Origin of the sequence: Neptuniibacter sp. SY11_33, assembly GCF_047778025.1 — a bacterium.
Classification (GTDB): domain Bacteria; phylum Pseudomonadota; class Gammaproteobacteria; order Pseudomonadales; family Balneatricaceae; genus Neptuniibacter.
In genome coordinates, this window is sequence record NZ_CP180543.1 from 642,740 (window position 1) to 661,295 (window position 18,556).

Annotated in this window: 14 protein-coding genes; 13 read left to right on the forward strand and 1 reads right to left on the reverse strand. The window is 38.9% G+C overall.

The genetic code is table 11. The annotated features are described in order from the left end of the window. Positions 1 to 38: 38 nt before the first annotated feature. Positions 39 to 1,997, reverse strand: coding sequence for a bifunctional tRNA (5-methylaminomethyl-2-thiouridine)(34)-methyltransferase MnmD/FAD-dependent 5-carboxymethylaminomethyl-2-thiouridine(34) oxidoreductase MnmC (gene mnmC, locus ACMXYV_RS02780; protein ID WP_415890262.1), 1,959 nt, complete (start codon positions 1,995 to 1,997; stop codon positions 39 to 41). Positions 1,998 to 2,298: 301 nt separating this feature from the next. On the opposite strand from mnmC, the gene tviB reads away from it, so the two are divergent. The 13 genes from tviB to ACMXYV_RS02845 all read left to right on the forward strand — a co-directional run bounded on the left by tviB (position 2,299) and on the right by ACMXYV_RS02845 (position 18,459). Beyond that, positions 2,299 to 3,573: a Vi polysaccharide biosynthesis UDP-N-acetylglucosamine C-6 dehydrogenase TviB gene (gene tviB, locus ACMXYV_RS02785; RefSeq protein WP_415890263.1), complete on the forward strand. Its 1,275-nt coding sequence runs from the start codon at positions 2,299 to 2,301 to the stop codon at positions 3,571 to 3,573. 18 nt (positions 3,574 to 3,591) lie between these two features. Continuing rightward, complete coding sequence (locus ACMXYV_RS02790; RefSeq protein ID WP_415890264.1) at positions 3,592 to 4,536, forward strand: Gfo/Idh/MocA family protein; 945 nt, start codon at positions 3,592 to 3,594, stop codon at positions 4,534 to 4,536. A 2-nt stretch (positions 4,537 to 4,538) separates the two neighbouring features. After that, positions 4,539 to 5,120 (forward strand): acyltransferase, encoded by a 582-nt coding sequence (locus ACMXYV_RS02795; RefSeq protein WP_415890265.1) that lies wholly within the window; start codon positions 4,539 to 4,541, stop codon positions 5,118 to 5,120. After that, positions 5,120 to 6,211: a DegT/DnrJ/EryC1/StrS family aminotransferase gene (locus tag ACMXYV_RS02800; protein ID WP_415890266.1), complete on the forward strand. Its 1,092-nt coding sequence runs from the start codon at positions 5,120 to 5,122 to the stop codon at positions 6,209 to 6,211. Before ACMXYV_RS02795 ends, ACMXYV_RS02800 begins: the two co-directional genes overlap by 1 nt. 146 nt (positions 6,212 to 6,357) lie before the next feature. Then, entirely contained in the window at positions 6,358 to 7,242 is an 885-nt protein-coding gene (locus ACMXYV_RS02805; RefSeq protein ID WP_415890267.1) for an AAC(3) family N-acetyltransferase, read from the forward strand. Between the two features lie 18 nt (positions 7,243 to 7,260). Beyond that, positions 7,261 to 8,529 carry a hypothetical protein gene (locus ACMXYV_RS02810; protein ID WP_415890268.1) on the forward strand — a complete coding sequence of 423 codons (1,269 nt, stop codon included), beginning with the start codon at positions 7,261 to 7,263 and terminating at the stop codon, positions 8,527 to 8,529. A 75-nt stretch (positions 8,530 to 8,604) separates the two neighbouring features. Next, complete coding sequence (locus ACMXYV_RS02815; RefSeq protein WP_415890269.1) at positions 8,605 to 9,762, forward strand: glycosyltransferase family 4 protein; 1,158 nt, start codon at positions 8,605 to 8,607, stop codon at positions 9,760 to 9,762. 26 nt (positions 9,763 to 9,788) lie between these two features. Then, positions 9,789 to 11,201, forward strand: coding sequence for a DUF7033 domain-containing protein (locus ACMXYV_RS02820; protein ID WP_415890270.1), 1,413 nt, complete (start codon positions 9,789 to 9,791; stop codon positions 11,199 to 11,201). A gap of 55 nt (positions 11,202 to 11,256) precedes the next feature. Beyond that, on the forward strand, positions 11,257 to 12,534 hold the full coding sequence (locus tag ACMXYV_RS02825; RefSeq protein WP_415890271.1) for a lipopolysaccharide biosynthesis protein: 1,278 nt from the start codon (positions 11,257 to 11,259) through the stop codon (positions 12,532 to 12,534). A 14-nt stretch (positions 12,535 to 12,548) separates the two neighbouring features. Further along, a complete protein-coding gene (locus ACMXYV_RS02830; RefSeq protein ID WP_415890272.1) occupies positions 12,549 to 13,829 on the forward strand; it encodes a hypothetical protein in 1,281 nt (426 codons plus the stop codon). A gap of 83 nt (positions 13,830 to 13,912) precedes the next feature. Next, positions 13,913 to 15,745, forward strand: a complete 1,833-nt coding sequence (gene asnB, locus ACMXYV_RS02835; protein WP_415890273.1) for an asparagine synthase (glutamine-hydrolyzing) — start codon at positions 13,913 to 13,915, stop codon at positions 15,743 to 15,745. Between the two features lie 76 nt (positions 15,746 to 15,821). Then, on the forward strand, positions 15,822 to 16,703 hold the full coding sequence (locus ACMXYV_RS02840) for an AAC(3) family N-acetyltransferase (protein ID WP_415890274.1): 882 nt from the start codon (positions 15,822 to 15,824) through the stop codon (positions 16,701 to 16,703). Positions 16,704 to 16,722: 19 nt separating this feature from the next. Beyond that, positions 16,723 to 18,459 (forward strand): hypothetical protein, encoded by a 1,737-nt coding sequence (locus tag ACMXYV_RS02845; protein WP_415890275.1) that lies wholly within the window; start codon positions 16,723 to 16,725, stop codon positions 18,457 to 18,459. Positions 18,460 to 18,556: the final 97 nt, after the last annotated feature.

Consider the following 18,556-nt stretch of genomic DNA (forward strand, 5'->3'; position numbering starts at 1 on the left):
GCCGAAGTTGCTAATTATGCAACTCCGGCTATATCTATCTATATCGTCTGTTTTATCAACTTCTTAATGATAAAACGGGCAGGGTTGATGGCATCTATGACATCTTTTGGTAGGGGAAGTGGCTCATCACAAATCATCGAGGCTAATAGTTCTGCTGAAATTGGGCAGGTAATTAACCCTTTTGAGCCATGGCCTGTATTGACGTAGAGATTAGGGTGATGCTCTGCTTCTGCATTTTCGAAGCGCCATTTTCGATCTTTTCTTAGTTGTGCGAAGGTTTCAATAAACTCATCTTGCACCGGAGCAGGACCCACAATGGGCATGTAATCTGGTGTGCTGCAGCGGAAGGCTGTGCGTCCCTGCAGATCATTAGATTCTGAAGCTAAATCTGCATGTATGTCGGGTAGAACCTTACCTAACTTTTCTAGATTGGATTCATGGTCTTCTTGCGTGATATTGCGCTCTTTACCTTGAAGATCATAAGTCGCGCCAAAGCAATACTGTTGGTTCTGAGCCGGAGAGATATAGCCATCGCCACAAACCACGCTGTTTAACTTATTGTTTGTTGGTTTGGCTTGAGTAATGGATACCTGGCCTCGGATGGTTTTAAGAGGGAGATGATCTGTTTGACTAAACTGGTTAGCCATCTCAGCGTTACAGATAATAAGATGGCTAGCCGATAAGAACTCTCCGCTTTGTGTCGCTAGCCGCCAATGACCTTCTGCAAAAGATAATTCTTCTACTTGCTGTTGTACTACCGAGATATTTGGGTGATCGACAAAATGATCGCACAACGCTCGTGGCGAAACCCAACCAGCAGAAGGGAAAAATAAGCCATCAAAATTAACGGCTGTGTTAGCGATCTCAGATAATTCCTCAGCGCTTTTAAGAGAAACAAGCTCTTGTGGGTAAGTTTCTTGTTCTATTAGGTTGTTTTGACGAGCGAGTTCTTTATCGCTCGTTGCAAGCTGCATTACCCCGCATTGAGACCAAAAGGATTCTTCCGGGTCTATACGCTTGAGCATATTAACGCTGTATAGAAAACCGCTTAGATGTAGCTCGCCCTGAGTTGTTTGTTTGACTGGAAGCTTGGCGTATAAAGCACCTTGCGGATTACCAGACCCTCCAGTCGCTAACTGATTTTCTTGTTCGATCAGCGTAACTTTAACGCCTCGCTCGGCTAAGGCTCGCGCAGTAGAGCAACCTGAAAGGCCGCCACCAACAATCATGACCTCTTCTGGCTTTTTAGATGCTGGTAGTTCAAACCACGGCTTATCAATCGCTTTAGGAGCTTTGTTCTCAACAAAAGTACCGACTAGCATTTCGCGCTTGCGCCCAAACCCTTTCTGTTTACGCACATCAAAACCTACATCCCTTAAGCCACGTTTAACAATGCCTGCCGCAGTAAAGGTAGAAAAGGTTGTATCTGGCTTGCTTAAACGGGCCATCTCTCGGAACAAAGCAGGTGACCACATATCTGGGTTTTTAGAGGGGGCAAAACCGTCTAGGTACCATGCATCTACTTTGGCGTTTAAACGTGAGTAAGATTCAGCAGCGTCGCCGAACATGAGTAATAGCTCAATATTGCTATGATTAATTTTAAATGTGTGAAATCCCGCTTGCGGGAGGGGATATTGTTTTAATATGGCTTGGGATAACTCTTTAAACTCAGGCCATTGCTCTAATGCTTTCTGTAGATCGGAACTTGATAGAGGGAACTTTTCTACAGATATGTATTTTAATTTCGATTTTTGTGGTGAGTTTTGTAACCACAGAGAGGCAGTAAGTAGAAAGTTAAGTCCTGTTCCAAAACCTGTTTCGGCAATTATGATATTTTGCTGACGAATTTTAGAGAATAAACCACCAATCATGTTTGTCTCTAGAAATGTATAAAGGCTTTCTTCTATTCCTTCTTCGGGGTTGAAGTAGATATCTTCATACTGATTCGAGTGAGGTGATTTGGCTTTCCAATCAATTATGGCATTCGAAATTTTCAAAGCTGATCCTGATATCTCATGAATTTCATGTTAGTTACGGCGATATATTGTCTACTTCTTGGTTCGTAGAGCAAGTTAACTTGGTTGTGATCTTCGACAATATTAAGTCCTAATTACCCATAGATATTAGGCTAAGCCCTCGGTAAAATTACGGTTTTCTAAAGCATGATGAATGGAAGCTATTAAGAATAATGCGGCTGTTTGTTGGTTGCTGTAAGTTACTGAATTATAGTTGCTTTATTCTGGGTTGAACAAACTGTGACTATTTGGTCTCTGAAATAAGTAAGCGAAAGGAAGATAAATGAATCTGAGCGAAGCAAAAATCGCTATTATAGGTCTTGGCTATGTTGGGCTTCCTCTGGCGGTTGAGTTTGGAAAAACGAGATCTGTGCTAGGGTTTGATATCAATCGAGGGCGTATTGATGAACTGTTGGAAGGCCATGATTCCACCTTAGAGGTTTCGGATCTAGAACTGAAAGAGGCTGTTCATTTATCTTATTCAGACAGTTTGGACGATCTAAAGGGATCCAATATTTACATCGTAACTGTTCCTACACCTATTGATGATAATAACGCTCCAGACTTAAGCCCTTTGCGAAAATCATCGGAAATGTTGTCCCAGATTATTTCTGTTGGCGATATCATTATTTTTGAATCTACAGTCTATCCAGGGGCTACTGAAGAAGTTTGCATTCCAATTATCGAGCGCGGTAGTGGGTTAACTTTTAATAAAGATTTCTACGCGGGATATAGCCCTGAAAGAATCAATCCTGGTGATAAGGTTAATACGCTTACGAAAATTAAAAAAATTACATCGGGTTCTACTGATGAAGTAGCTGAATTGGTCGACCAGCTTTATGCATCGATAATTACAGCGGGGACGCATAAAGCAAGTTCCATTAAAGTAGCTGAAGCTGCAAAAGTAATCGAGAATACCCAACGTGATTTGAATATTGCAATCATTAACGAGTTTGCAAAAATATTTAATCGCTTAGATATAGATACTCAAGAAGTGTTAGACGCCGCTGGTACAAAGTGGAATTTCTTACCATTTAAACCGGGCCTAGTTGGTGGGCACTGTATTAGCGTTGACCCGTATTATTTAACTCATAAGGCTAAAGAAGTTGGCTATCAGCCAGAAGTTATTCTTGCTGGACGAAGAATTAATGATGGTATGGGGACTTACGTAGCTACAGAATTAGTAAAGGCGGTTAGCCGTAAGAAAATCCACATCGATGAGGCTCGTGTTTTGGTATTAGGCTTTACTTTCAAAGGGGATTGTCCTGATGTTCGAAATACTAAAATTATCGATATCATAACTGAGCTTGAGAGCTTCAATATGCAAGTGGATGTTTGTGATAACTGGGCTGATGCAGATGAGGTCAAAGCTGAATATGGGATCAACTTAATTACTCAGCCTGAATGTGCTACTTATGATGCTATCGTTTTAGCCGTAGATCATTCTGAATATAAAGAGTGGGGCGAGGCTAAGGTTAGGGCTTATGGCAAAGAAAAACATGTCCTTTATGACGTGAAGTATGTTCTTGATAAAGAAGCATCAGATATTCGACTTTAATAGGTTAAGGTGTAGTTGATGAAAAGATTTGGTTTGATTGGTGCGGCTGGTTATATCGCTCCTCGCCACCTTAGGGCAATAAAAGAAACAGGTCATGATTTAGTAGTTGCGATGGATATCAATGATTCGGTTGGAATCATGGATAGCCATTTCCCTGAAGCAGAATTCTTTACTGAATTTGAACAATTTTCTGCTTATATCGAAGATTTAAAAATTCAAGGGAAAAATCTCGATTATATTGCGATTTGCTCGCCAAATTATCTGCATTTGCCGCATATGAAGTTTGCGTTGCAAAATGGTATTGATGTTATTTGTGAAAAACCATTAGTGCTGAATGCTACTGATCTTGAAGTTCTGACTCGTTACGAACAAGAATATGGGGCCAAAGTTAACTCCATACTGCAATTACGCCTCCATCCATCTATCTTAAAACTACGAGAGAAAGTAAGGTCTGCTCCCAAAGGTAAGAAATTTGATGTTGATCTGACATATCTTACTTCGCGTGGTAAGTGGTACCTCAAATCTTGGAAAGGCTTTGATGAAAAGTCGGGCGGTGTTGCTACCAATATTGGCGTTCATTTCTACGATATGTTGCACTTTATTTTCGGTGATTTACTTAATAATGAGGTTCACTATCGTGATGAGAAAACTTGCTCAGGTTATTTAGAATATGAAAAAGCCCGAGTTCGTTGGTTTTTATCGATCGATGCCTCACACCTTCCGGATAACGCCATACAGGGAGAAAAACTCACCTATCGTAGTATTGCTATAGAAGGTGAAGAGTTGGAATTCTCTGGCGGTTTTACAGATCTTCATACTCAAAGCTATCAGAGAGTACTGGAAGGTCAGGGATATGGTGTCGAAGAAAATCGTGCTGCAATTGAGACAGTTGAAAATATCCGAATCAGTAACTTGACCCTACAGCCTGAAAATCCGCACCCTCTGTTGCAAAGAGTGCTTTGATCATGACTGATTACTTTCAGCATGATAGTGCTATTGTCGATAAGGGAGCTAAAATAGGTGCTGGCTCACGAGTTTGGCACTTTGTTCATGTATGTGCAGGTGCTGAAATTGGTAAAGGGGTCTCTTTAGGTCAAAACGTATTTGTTGGTAATAAAGTAGTAATTGGTGATCACTGTAAGATTCAGAATAATGTTTCTGTTTACGACAATGTTCATCTTGAAGAAGGGGTCTTTTGTGGGCCTAGTATGGTTTTTACAAATGTATACAACCCTCGCTCCTTGATAGAAAGAAAAGATCAGTATCTAAATACTATTGTACGTAAAGGAGCTACTTTAGGTGCGAACTGTACAGTTGTTTGTGGGGTGACTATTGGTGAGTATGCTTTTATCGGTGCGGGTGCCGTTGTGAACCAGGATGTTCCTTCGTATGCTTTGATGGTCGGTGTACCAGCTAAGCAGATTGGTTGGATGAGTGAATTTGGTGAACAACTAGAACTGCCTGTAACTGGTACTGGCGAATGTGTTTGTGCTAATACAGGAAGTGTTTATAAGTTAATCAATAGTCAACTAGTTAAAGTGGTATAATGCAATTTATAGATCTAGCAGCACAGCAAGCTCGTATTAAGGAAGAAATTGATACAGGAATTAAAACTGTATTATCGCATGGTCAGTATATTTTAGGCCCTGAAGTTTATGAACTTGAAGAGCAATTGGCTGCTTTTACTGGGAGCAAATACTGTATTTCTTGTGCAAATGGTACAGATGCTCTTCAGATAGCTCAAATGGCACTAGGCGTGGGCCCTGGCGATGAAGTTATTACTCCAGGTTTTACTTATATAGCTACAGCAGAAACAGTGGCTTTGTTAGGTGCCAAGCCTGTATATGTTGATGTTGATCCAATAACTTGTAATCTAGATCCTTCTGTTTTGGAACAAGCAATTACGCCTAAAACAAAAGCAATTATTCCTGTTTCCCTCTATGGGCAATGCGCTGATATGGATGCAATCAATCAGATTGCTAAAAAGCACAATGTTCCGGTAATTGAGGATGCAGCGCAAAGCTTTGGCGCGTCTTATAAAGATAAGATGTCTTGTAATTTAACTACCATTGCTACGACTAGTTTCTTTCCGAGTAAGCCTTTAGGTTGTTATGGTGATGGTGGAGCGATCTTTACCAATGACGAAGCATTGGCAACAATAATCAAGCAAATAGCTCGGCATGGGCAGGATAGGCGTTACCATCATATCAGAGTGGGTGTTAATAGCCGGTTAGATACTTTGCAGGCGGCAATATTAAAACCCAAACTAGCAATTCTATCTGACGAGATTCAGCTGCGAAATAATGTTGCTGCCAAATATAGATCCTTTTTGCAGGGGGCTGGCATAGAGCTTCCGCGAATTGAAGGTTTATCAGTCAGTGCATGGGCTCAGTTTACTATTCAGGTTTCTAATCGTGATAAAATCCAAACTGAACTTAAGCAGCGAGATATACCAACCGCAGTTCATTACCCTATCCCTATTAGTCGTCAACCAGCTGTAAGTGATGATAGTAAGCAGCTGCCTAACTCTGATTACCTTGCCCATCATGTTCTGAGTTTACCTATGTATCCGTATCTTTCTGAGGAGCAAGTAGAGTTCGTTGCTCATAGTTTGTTGGATGTGCTCGAGAAAATGTAGGTTTTAAAACTGTTATTTAAAGTAAAATACTGTAGCCATTTATATAGAGTTACGAAGGATAGTTTATAGGCTCTAGTATTAACGCTCGGTAAGATCGACAGGTTTTCTCTATCACTCCAAGTTTTAAAATATAATGGTTAAATAAGATGCGTGGTATTACTAAGGAAAAGATTATTAAGCAGCTGAAAGAATTAGGGGTGAAAGAAGGAGATACTCTATTTGTAGCTGCGGATCTGATGCGAGTTGGATATTTTAATAGTAATGCTGACCAAACATTAAAAGATTGGGTAGAAATCTTTGATGTTCTTCTTGGGGAGAAAGGCACTATTGTTGTGCCAACATATAGTCCTTCATATCTAAGGTTTGTTCAGAAGTATGATTTTGTTTTTACCGCCGATACTCCGAGTAATTCAGGTAGTTTAGCTAAAGCCTATCTCAATTTTTGTCCGGGAGCGATCAGAGGTAAGCACCCGACAAATAGTTGTACTTCGAATGGCTTTCATAGTCAGGTGATTTCTGCTTTTGACGGTCCAGAATACCCTAAATATATGCCGTATGAAAAGGTAGTGGAATTGGGGGGGAAGAACTTAATGCTTGGGATAGTAGATGAAAGAAATTCTCCTTTTACTTACCATCACGTGCAAGAAAAACTGGGGCACACTACAAGCCATCCTTTTAGTGGTCTCCTAGAAACAACTTATATAGATGAAAATGGCAAGAAGAAAAAATACATTCAGCGTCAGCTTGGTGGCTGTACAGGTGGGGTGCATAAAGCTTGGGGTTACCATTTAGCTAAAAATGCAGTTAAGTTTGGCCAAGTTGGTCGCAGTGTTAGTGCTTTAGTGAATGCACAGAAGTCTACAGAAATATTGACTAAGCTGATGAAAGAAACTCCCCACTTGATGAAATGTGATAATCGCTCTTGCATTAGTTGTTATGGAAGATATAGATATAATGGTATTGGGGCTGTGTGGTTTTACTTTAGGGAAGTGCCTAATCTAATTAAAAAACTTATAAGAAAGCTTCTTTAGTGAAAAATAAGGCCTGATGTGTTTATTTTAAGTTATATGAAAGGGAACTTTGTTAACTTATCTAGATTAGATAAGGGCTTGGGTAATATTGGTTTTTTTTTACTGTACCCTGCTTTCTTTTTCTACCATGTTTTCTTAGCTCTAGATTTTTTACCTGATTTTCTTGTTGTGGTTTTGAAAGGGTTTTATGGTCCCGTTTCAGTTTTATTGTTGGTTTTGTATTTTTTTAGATTTACTTTAGGGAATAAAGGAAATAGTTTTTCTTATAACTTGGTTGATAAATTGTTTTTTCTGTATGTTGCTTGGGCTGGGGTTTGGGTGCTTTGGAATCTTTATTCACTGACTGAATGGTATGTTTTTGATGCATCAGTTCAAATTTTAAAGTCGATTGTTTTACAAACAGTGAATTTTTTTATTGGGCTTCTTTTGTTTGTTAAGTTTAAAGATAGAAGCTTTTATATGTTGTATTTCTTCTGGTTTTTCATGGTTTTGTTTACCTTGTCAAATGTACACCCCGAAACTTTGACTTTGCATAACACTCTGTCAGCAAAATTTATAGAAGGTGTCGCCTCTTATCAGGGTTTGTCAAGATCATTAATGTTGGTTTCTCTGCTGTTGATATCTCTTATTCATTGTAATTATACGCGTCTAATTATTACCTTTTTGTCGGCAACGGCACTGTTTTTTATTGGAGCTCGGTCAGAGTTAGTCGGGTTTCTTCTAGGTGTAGGGGCTTTTGAGCTTGTGGTCGCTTCTATAGACAGAAGATATGCTTTTTTCTTGTTAGGTTTATCCTTTTTATTGATCCTGGGTGGAGGATACTACCTACAAGATATTCTCGTTTCCTTGGATGGATCTAGAATGCTGAATATGCTGTCACTATCTAGTGATGCATCGTGGAATTCAAGAAGCGCTTATACCCTTTATGCTATTGAGACTATTTTGAATGAGCCGCTATGGGGAGGGTATGGAAGCCATTTTCTTGTAGGGGCGTTAGATGGTGGCGCTTATTCACATTCGCTTTTGTCTGCTTGGGTAGCATTAGGTTTACCTGGAATGCTTCTTATAACTGTTTTGGTTGTGTTTTGTGCTCTTCAGGCGTTTAAAAACGTATTGAAATCAAAGAGAAAAGAGCCAATATGGTGTTTTGCATTACTTCTAGGTGCAGCGATAGTGCCGCAGATATTATTTGTTAAATCAGCATTTACTATATGGTTTCCTTTGTTTTTTGGTGTGGTAGCTCAAGCTATTAGATACGAGTATTTAAATAGGCAGTCAGAGGTATAGCGTAAGTTTTTATAGATAACTAGCTTAGATTTAGCTGTATTGCCGAAAGTAATACGACTGACCTTAGGGCTGAAAATGCCTAATGATATTTATGGAATAAATATGAATAATTTAGAAGTCGATCAGAACGTAGATATATGCCACTTAGCTTCAGCCCATAAGAGGAATGATACTCGTATAGGGGTTAAAATGGCTCGCTCTGCTATTGAGGCAGGATATTCAGTGGGCTATGTCGTAGCTGATGGTGACGGAGAGGAAAATTTAAACGGTCTAAATATCTATGGAACTAAGCGGTTTCGGCATCGTTTACTTCGGATGATTTTTGGCCCTATTGGTGTATATAAGAGAGCGATGAAACTGAAAGCTAAAATTTATCATCTTCATGATCCTGAGCTGCTTTTGCTAGTCCCATTCCTCAAGTTATTTAGTAAATCAAAGTTTGTTTTTGATTCGCATGAAGATGTGCCAGTTCAGTTTTTAGGAAAACCATATTTAACAGAAAAAACTCGAAAGAAAATCTCATGGGTACTAGAGTTCGTTATTAATTTTTTATGTGCAAGAGTGCATGGAATTGTTGGCGCAACCCCATTTATAAGAGATAAATTGTCGAAAGTTAATCCAAATGCTGTCGATATTTGTAATTTCCCTAAGTTATCTGAATTTGAGGGGAGGCAGAATCCCGATGTAATGAGATCTGGTATCGCTTATGTAGGAAATATAGGAGATAGCCGCGGGATTATAGAGCTTCTGGATGCGTTACAAATCTGTCAAACGGGAGCAGAACTTGATTTGGTTGGAATGTTTCCTCAAGCAGAGATGGAGAATAGGGCTAGAAGTCATTTTAGTTGGGGTAAAGTGAAGTTTCATGGTTGGGTTGGTCGGCAAGAAGTCAGTGAAGTGCTCAGAGGTACCTTGGCCGGAATAGTAACTTTAAAACCCTTGCCAAATTATATTGATGCTCTGCCGGTCAAAATGTTTGAGTATATGGGAGCCGGAGTACCTGTTATCGCATCAGATTTCCCTGTACTGCGAGAAATTATTGAGGAATACGACTGCGGTATCGTAGTAGATCCTTTAGATCCTCAAGCAATAGCTGATGCAATAGATTTCTTTGTGAATAACCCTAGCAGAGCATTAGAAATGGGGCTAAATGGTAGAAAAGCAGCAGAAAAAATTTATAACTGGGGCGAAGAGGAAAGAAAGCTATTAAGGTTTTATGAAAAGCTTCTTTGATTGAATTATATAGGCTTATATTTCCAATGAACAAAACTTCCCCGATTTTATCAGCTGCAGAAGTAGACTATTTGAAGTGCGTGTTTAATAGACATATTAAATTGCACTATACAAATCGAGCGGTTGAAGCGTTTTGTAAAGCCAATATTGTATGGGCTAAATGGTCGGAAATAGCTAATGGTGCTAGCTTCGAGCCAGGTACCATTGTTATTCCATTGTTAGATATTGACGATGTAATACCTACATTTGAAACGAATGAAGTGACGTTTTACGGTACCACTTTGACTATTTGGGGGCGTCTACCTACTCCGAAGTCTTGGGCAAATCATGGAGATCCAAACGCTCTATGGTATTCCAATGGTCATGGAGCGTATCTTGCCTCTTGGGATTTAGCTGGGATTATCTTTAACTTATTGACCCTCGAAGAAGAGCGTGATGATAACTGTAGGGATAAGCATGGGCGTTTTATTGCTGAAATGTCTCCCCGATTACCTTATGAGCTCTTGTCTATCCCCATTTTTAATAACGCAGTAGCTGCAATCGTTGATCTTTGTTTGCAAATACAAGGTATAAATCTCAGTAGGGAGGAGATTGTTAAGCCTGTAAAGTTATGCATTTCTCATGACCTTGATCAGTTGAGAGGCGATGATTTTTGGACCCAATTGTCTCGCGTAGGGCGAATGCTGAAGCCACTGGCAAAATTTAAAGCACCAGATTTCTTTCAGTTAAAATATATCGTTAAAAATATACGATCTCCGCGAAAGTCTTTCATGGATGATTTGCTAGGAATGCTTGAAGTGGAACGAGAACTTGGATTCCGTTCTTCGCAGTATGTATTGTGTGGAAAAAAAGGTCGCTTTGGAGCACGTACTTCTGATGCGCATATAGCTAAATACCTTGCCGAAATACCACAGGGTTGGGATGTTGGTATTCATTATAATTACGATACTCATTTGGATTCAGGTGCGTTTCAATCTCAAATGAGTACTATTGAAAGTATGATTGGAAAAAAGGTGACCTGTGGTCGGGCTCACTATTTGAGAATGGATCCAAATTCATCATTCCAGTTTTGGGATGACATGGGAGTCAGGTACGATGAAAGTCTTGGGTATCCAGACCATGTAGGTTACAGAGCTGGAATTGCTGGGCCATACAAAATCTTTAATAGAGAATCACAGCAACAACTCAGTTTAACGAGCGTTCCGTTGATAGCAATGGATTCGTGCATCGGTGATAAGTACGGTAAGTTTGCGGTAAATGAGTTAGAGGAAATGATCTCGCATTTGAGTGTTGTTGGCGGAACTTTTACATTGTTATTTCACCCAGGCAGATTTGATAACGATGAATTCCCGAACACACAAAATCTCTACGAAGAGATTCTTTTGATGTGCAAAAAATACAATGTACAATCAATCTTGCCTACAGAAATTGAATCATGACTATTTTATTATTTCGGCTGAATCGCAAGAGCGAAGCTAGGATTAGGGGTTACAAGTGTTTTCGCTCGATAAAGATTATCTGAAAAATATTAAATGGCAAAGCTCTGGCAATATTATTGCTCAAGCGGTGAATATAATGTCATTACCAATTGTCACTCGGTTATTTACGCCCAGTGAAGTTGGTGTATTGAATATTTTTGTACAGGCATTAGCTTTTGCAACAATCATAATCTCTTTCCGCGTTGAACATGTTGTCATGTTACCAAAAAGAGATCGTCATGCCCGTGAGTTAGCGTCATTCATTTTTGGGTTTGGAGTGATTTCATGCCTTACTCTCCTAATAATGGTATATGCCTTACTTCAGTTTGATTTGATACCAGATGAATACCGAATGTGGGCTCCTCTTCTACCAATCGTTGCATTTCTAACTGTTCTTTCTCAAGGCGTGCAACAGTTAAGTCAGCGATCAGCTAATTTTAAACTCTCAGGGCTTTCGGAAGTTGTGAATAGAGTGACTAATAGTTTGTTTGCTATTGTTGGAGGCTTTTTGAGTGGGCCAGGTGTTGTGCTTGGTATTGCTGTTGGAGTTGGTTTCTTTTTTAAAACATTAACCTTTTGGTCTTCGATCCAATCAATTAACAAGACTATTTGGTCGGGTGCGATTTTAGGGGTTAGAAGAATTAAAAGGTTGAGCCTTCAGAGGCTTCTAGGATCCTTAATTGTTTCTCATGGTCTTTTAGCGATTACCTCCATGGCCCCATTATGGTATATGGCAAATGAGTGGGGCAATGATTACGTGGGTTACTTTTCATTGGTGTTAGCTACACTTGCTTTGCCTACTAGGTTACTGGGTAATGCTGTGGGCCAGGTTTTCTATCAGCGAGCAGCAAGTAGCTTTGCTCAGAATAATAGTTTCAACCAATTAATGATAAAGAATTTTAAGCTACTGTTTCTTATAGCTTTACCAGGCTTTTCTGTTGTTTTCTTTTTTGGCGGTTATCTTTACCCTCTTATCTTTGGGGAATCTTGGAGTGCTGCAGGAATTGTCGCACAATACTATGTATTTGCTGCAGCTCTATCCTTTTTATCCGTTCCTTTCGATCGTTCAGGTTTGATTGTTAACGCGTGGTGGTATGGTCCAAGCTGGCACGTCCTTAGAGTGATTACAACGCTCCTAGTCATTTATATTTCAGATCTATTTGCCCTATCATTTTATGACTTTTTATTATTGTTAACGATTCAAGCTGCGGTAATGTATGTGATTGATTTAGCAGCTAGTTTTATATTTTCGCGTCGTTCGAATCCATTCTCCTCTAAAATGTTTGCCTGCTAACAGAAGATATGATTATGGATCATAAGATGAATTTCTTTGAGGTTGAGTTACCGCTACCGAATAATGAAGTAGATTTGGCTGGTTTTTACCCTCCGAGGAAATGGAATGGTAAAGGGGGGGGGTTGCTTGCTTCTTTTCTAAGTATCAATTTAGAGAATGATGAGACCCTTCTGTTAGGAGCATTTGATGTCCTTTTTATTGATTCTGGTTTTAAGCAAAAATTGCAGGATAAATTAGGGGATTCCATTTCTATAGTTTTGGTTGCTTCTCATACTCATAGTGCACCAGCGCTAGCTAATTCAGTAAGCAGCTTAGGCGTAGTTGATGAAGATTGGCAGCAGAGGGTTATTGATGTTGTTGTAAAGGCAATAAAGAGTCAATGCAATTACAGTGGCATAGTTCGTTTTAACTATGCCTCAAAACAAACCTCTTTAAATGTTAATCGAAGAAAAAAAACGTTGATGCTTGATTATTCAGCTCTAAAAAGAGGAAAGTTTAGGCTGTCTCGACAGATTGCTATGGCTTCAAATTTCACAGGCGTGGTCGATAATGAAATTAAAGCGTTGAGCTTCCTTAATTCAGATGGAGAAGTAAAAGCATGTATATGGTGTTTTGGTGCTCATCCAGTCTTTCATCATGATCGCAATGCTATTTCACCTGACTTTCCAGGTGTGGTAAGGCAGAAAATAAAGGCTAGATACGGTGATGATTGTATCTCTATCTTTTTGCCGGGACTCGCAGGCTCCGCTATTCCAAATTGTAAACCTAAACGATTCTTGGATATGACATCTAAGGAGAGACTCATCCGTATGCTTCCTTTTCATTCCGCACTGCGTCCAGTAGATGAGAAAGGGTATGCCGAATGGGGTGAAGATTTAGCAAACCAAGTCGTTGAGTGCACTGTAATTTCGAACCAATATCCAGTAAGTGATTTTACTGTTTCCTACAAGGCGGTTACTACGCCCCCCATTTTTAATGAAAGAACGAAGGGGGGGCTCGGAATGGATATCCATGTGCTGCAGTTTGATAAATCTGTATCTTTAGAAATTACTAATGGTGAATTACTGTCTGAATGGGTAACTGTTATTGAACAATTGCCATCTAAGCACTGTATGCGGATAACCTCCGGATATGGAGCGGGTGCTTGTCTATATATTCCTCCTAATAGTGAAGTGCCTCGGGGCGGTTATGAAGTTGAGAGGTTTAAAGGTCCTTTTGGTTTAGATGGTGATTTTATTATTGATATAGATGAGGCCTTTATTTCGGGCCTAAAGCGAGCTTATAAAGAAGACTGAAGTGTTTCTCTGCATGCTGATGCATAGTTTGGATAGAGAGTGTAGTGAAATTCCTTGTTTGGTTTGGATGAGTACGAATAAATATGTGCGGCATTGCAGGCATTGTTAGACTAAAAAAAGATTACAACCACGATAATGTGATTCGACAGATGTTAGATGCTGTAAAGCATCGTGGTCCAGACGGTGAAGGAATTTTACTGGAAGGAGATGTTGCATTAGGACACAGAAGACTTGCAATAATAGATTTGACTGATCATGGCGCCCAGCCGATGACTGATATAAGCAAAAGGTTGACGATTGTATATAACGGCGAGATATACAATTACATTGAACTTCGAAGGGAATTAGAAAAAAAAGGAAGATGCTTTAAAACTGAATCTGATACAGAGGTTTTGCTGCAAGCATATGATGAGTGGGGTGAAAATTGCGTATCAAAATTGAATGGAATGTGGGCCTTTTCAATTTTTGATCGAGAAAAAAATATCTTATTTTGTTCTCGGGATCGCTTTGGTGAAAAGCCATTTTATTACGCAAATACTTCTTATGGTTTTGTTTTTGGGTCGGAAATAAGGCAGCTCTTACCTGAAATGGATAGAGTTAAAGGTAACTCCGATTTGATAAGCCGTTTTTTGCTTGGTGTAACGGGGGATGATCCTAGAAATAGTTTTTTTAGTGGAGTGCATAAATTACCTGCGGGTCATAATCTAATATATGATTTAAGCTCGCACAAGTTTTCTATAGCGCGTTACTATGAAATTGCCTATCACAAAGAAATATTGTCCTCTTCTTTTACTGAGTCAAAAGAGTATTTCTATGAAATCTTGAAGGATTCAGTGAAAATGCGGATGCGATCGGATGTTTCGGTTGGAACTTGCCTTAGTGGTGGATTAGATAGTTCCTCCATTGCTGCTTTAGCATCTGAATTTCATTCTCCCAATTCTACACAGCCTTTCAAAGCGATTACCGCGTGTTCAACTGAAGCTAAAAACGATGAAACGCCATATGCTGCTTCGGTAGTGAATTTTAAAGGGTTAGAGTGGATAAAAACTACGCCTGATTACGAGGGTTTTTCTGAGTATATTGATGATGTGTTTGTAGCTCAAGAGGAGCCTTTTGGGTCAGCTTCAATTGTTATGCAGTATTGTGTGATGCAAGAAGCAGCTAAAAATGGAGTGCGGGTGCTCTTAGATGGTCAGGGCGGAGATGAGGTGTTAATGGGTTATGAAAGATACTATATACCTTACTTTCGCCAGCTATTACGGACATGTGAATTTGGTAAGGTTCTTCATGAATTAAACCATATGACAAAAAATAATTCAGTTATGTCTTTGATGCCTTTTCTTAAATATGCAATCTATTTTAGTAACTACTTTATTAGGGAGCAGAGAATTAAAAGGAGGAGCGATTTTCTGCGAAATGTACCTGATAGTATTGCTGAAGTTCGGAATTATGCAAAGGCTGCTAAGTCGGTATTTGATCTTCAGAAATATGAGGTAGAGACCAGCAATCTACCGCCCTTATTAAGGTTTGAAGACAAAAATGCTATGCGTTTTTCAGTTGAGACTCGATTACCAATTCTTGATCATAGGATTGTGGAATTAGGTTGCAATCTGCCAGTTAGTCATAAAATTAGAGATGGTTGGACAAAATATATATTACGTGAAGCAATTAAAGATCATTTACCCGAAGATATCGTTTGGAGAAAGAATAAGATTGGATTTGCAGCGCCACAAAGAACTTGGATGTCAAATCACCGAAATAACATGATAAAAACGATCGAGGGCTCAGAAATACTTCAAGAGCTTGTTAAGCTTGAAAGTCTGAAGAAACATGATTATCAAATTGATGATGCAAGTTTTTGGCGTTTGTTTGCAGTTGCTCGATGGGAGAGCAATTTCTCCCTATCGGGGCTTTAGAATTATTGTTGTTAAGTAGCAAGTTAACAGTTCGTTTTTATCCTAGTTCAATGCTTAGTTTTGGAGAGTAAAACTTGTGGGCAGAATAAATAAAGCCACAATTAAAGAGCAGATAAAGAACCTTGGTTTGGGCTGTGGTGATGTGGTGTTTGTGTCATCTGACCTTATGCGAGTTGGCTACTATAATGAGTCTCCTCAGCAAACTATGCAAGATTGGATGGATATCTTTCAGGATATCCTTGGGCCTGATGGGACGATAGTGATTCCGACATATAGCCCTTCTGTTTTAAGGTTTATTAAGAAAAATGAATTTATCTATACGCAGGATTCAATTAGTAGTTCAGGGAGCTTAGCAAATGCATATATTAGCAAATCAGATGGTGCAATTCGGAGCCTGCATCCTGCAACCTCTTGTATAGCTTTAGGTAAATATGCTCAAGAAGTAGTAGCCAAGCATGGGCCTGGAGCATCCGCTTATTACCCCTATTCAAAGGTTATAGAATTGGGGGGGAAAAATCTGATGTTAGGAACAGTTGATGAAAAAAACTGCCCAATGCCATTTCACTATGCCCAAGAAATTTTGGGGCACACACTGACGCATCCTTTATCTGGTTTCTTAGAAACGGCTTACTTAAATGATGATGGTGAAAAAACTTCATATATTGTAAGAGAAATTGGTGGATGCACTCGAGGAGTCCATAAAACTTGGGGTTATCATTTGGCTAATAATGCTGTGTCTGTTGGTCAAGTTGGACGGAGCTTAAGTGCACTGGTCGATGCAAGGAAATCTTATGACATCATGCTGAGAGTGCTTAAAAATAATCCTGGTCTTATTAAATGTGACGATAAGTATTGTATAAGTTGCTATGGCCGTTATCGCTATAACGGGGTGGGGGTCTTTCCTTATTATCTGCGTAAACTAACAAAAATAATTGGCAGATTTAAAACTAAGTCTTAAATTTTCGGAACCTTGATAAATGTTTTTTTTGAAGATAAATGATGCGATTTTGAGATTACTGAGTCCTTTGGTTCCTATGTACGCACACTGTTTGCTCTTTGTTGCGATTTTGTTTTTGTTCGTAAGGGTTTTTTTCTCTCTGGATTTTACTGATGAAATGCAGCATATAGGTGAAATGATATCACTTGCAGAGAATGAGGCTTTTTTTAAATCGGATTACTTTCTACAGCAGCTAGGCTACTTCTTTATTTACCCATTGTTGAAAATGTATCATTACATTTTTCCTGATTGGACTTACTTTGTTTTATTTAACCGGTTTCTTCTGGCGTCTTTGATTTTGATGGCAGCATTGGCTGTCTATCGTAGTGTTTGTCGTGTAGGTGAAAATAAAGTTGCGGCACTTCTGTCTGCAGCTATGGTTATTTGTATCCCTCATTCAAGTATAATGTCTCTGCATTATAATTCTGTAAGTATTATTCTGTGTATTTTTTTAGTTATTTCATGGTATGAGCTAGAAAAAAGTAATTCAAATTCAATCATTCAAGCTGTATTGCTTACAGCATTATTTTTTGTGTACCCAGTGTTAGCTGTTGCTGGTGCAATATTGATTTCAGTTGATTTATTGATCAGAAAAGAAATTAAACAGCTTGTCTTTACGGGAGGAACTTCGCTCCTGCTTACTGTTTTTGTTATTTGGTTAATGTTCGGTCTTGGGTTTATAGATAGTTATAAACATCTTTTGGAATCTGTTGAATTTACAAGATCGTTTGAGGTAGGTACGAAAATACTCAGGTGGGATAATTTATTACAATTGTTTTTTGTGATTTTTGTTACGGTTTTTTCCTTTGCTCTAATTTATTGGTCGTGGTTGAGAGGTTTTGTGGTAAATATAATTTTCTCTATTAAAGATAATTATATTTTTTGGTTTTTAGGTTTGTCTGCTTTTTCTGTGTTGTTGTTTAAATCATCTATTTATTTGCATACGGCCGTTTTTATTAAGTACCTATTTCTTTTTGCGATGATATCTTCCGCCATTCTTCTTACTGATGAGAAATTGCGTATATATATCGTTAGGCTTATCAGTGCAGGTTTGTTGTTTAGCTTGTCTTATTCTATTACTAGCGGTAATGGGATGTTTAATTTTGGTCTTGGTGCTGGTGCTGTATTACCAACGTTAATTGGTATAGGTTGTTTGGCGCATAATAATATTCTCAGGGAAAAAGGTAAGTTTCATCTTCTTGATTTTATTTTGTTGTGCTTGCCTATTTTTATTATTGTTAGCGCTCTACTACATCCTTATAGAGAAAGCCCCGTATGGAAACTTACAAGTCAGATAGAGAATGCGCCTGTTTTTCAAGGGATATTGACAACACCGGAAAAGAATGAGCTGGCTTCAAAAGTAATAGAACAGTTGGGTTCAGTCAAACAGGACAAAACAATTATTGTATTGGGGCCGCAACCTTGGATGTATTTTACAACTCCTGCTCAAATACACACACCTATGTTGTTTATGCACTTTCCGGATTCAGAAGAGACGCTAGAGTTCGTAGCTAGAAAAATCGCATCAGCAGCGAAGCCTGATGTCATAGTTATAGTTGAGCAGTTACCTAAATCTATTGCTCGAGAAATTCAACAGATCTTAAATGCAGGTTATTCTTGTTCTACTGCTCTGCTCGATGAGGATTTGATAGTAAGGTATCGTTATGCTTCTACAAGACAGTTTCCTGCCGATTTTTTAGTTTGTAAAAAAGGTTGAGGGCTGTGTTCTGTTTTGGATAACTTCTATGTTACCCAGCTATCAATCGACTATGGGTCAGGATTCAAGAACGTGTTTGTGAAAAATATTGGAAAAA

What these genes read in the sequence shown, in the direction of transcription:
- asnB (WP_415890273.1), top strand. Translation starts at nt 13,913, where the DNA reads ATGTGCGGCATTGCAGGCATTGTTAGACTAAAAAAAGATTACAACCAC.
- ACMXYV_RS02800 (WP_415890266.1), top strand. Translation starts at nt 5,120, where the DNA reads ATGCAATTTATAGATCTAGCAGCACAGCAAGCTCGTATTAAGGAAGAA.
- ACMXYV_RS02795 (WP_415890265.1), top strand. Translation starts at nt 4,539, where the DNA reads ATGACTGATTACTTTCAGCATGATAGTGCTATTGTCGATAAGGGAGCT.
- ACMXYV_RS02805 (WP_415890267.1), top strand. Translation starts at nt 6,358, where the DNA reads ATGCGTGGTATTACTAAGGAAAAGATTATTAAGCAGCTGAAAGAATTA.
- tviB (WP_415890263.1), top strand. Translation starts at nt 2,299, where the DNA reads ATGAATCTGAGCGAAGCAAAAATCGCTATTATAGGTCTTGGCTATGTT.
- ACMXYV_RS02815 (WP_415890269.1), top strand. Translation starts at nt 8,605, where the DNA reads ATGCCTAATGATATTTATGGAATAAATATGAATAATTTAGAAGTCGAT.
- ACMXYV_RS02830 (WP_415890272.1), top strand. Translation starts at nt 12,549, where the DNA reads ATGGATCATAAGATGAATTTCTTTGAGGTTGAGTTACCGCTACCGAAT.
- ACMXYV_RS02820 (WP_415890270.1), top strand. Translation starts at nt 9,789, where the DNA reads ATGAACAAAACTTCCCCGATTTTATCAGCTGCAGAAGTAGACTATTTG.
- ACMXYV_RS02845 (WP_415890275.1), top strand. Translation starts at nt 16,723, where the DNA reads ATGTTTTTTTTGAAGATAAATGATGCGATTTTGAGATTACTGAGTCCT.
- ACMXYV_RS02790 (WP_415890264.1), top strand. Translation starts at nt 3,592, where the DNA reads ATGAAAAGATTTGGTTTGATTGGTGCGGCTGGTTATATCGCTCCTCGC.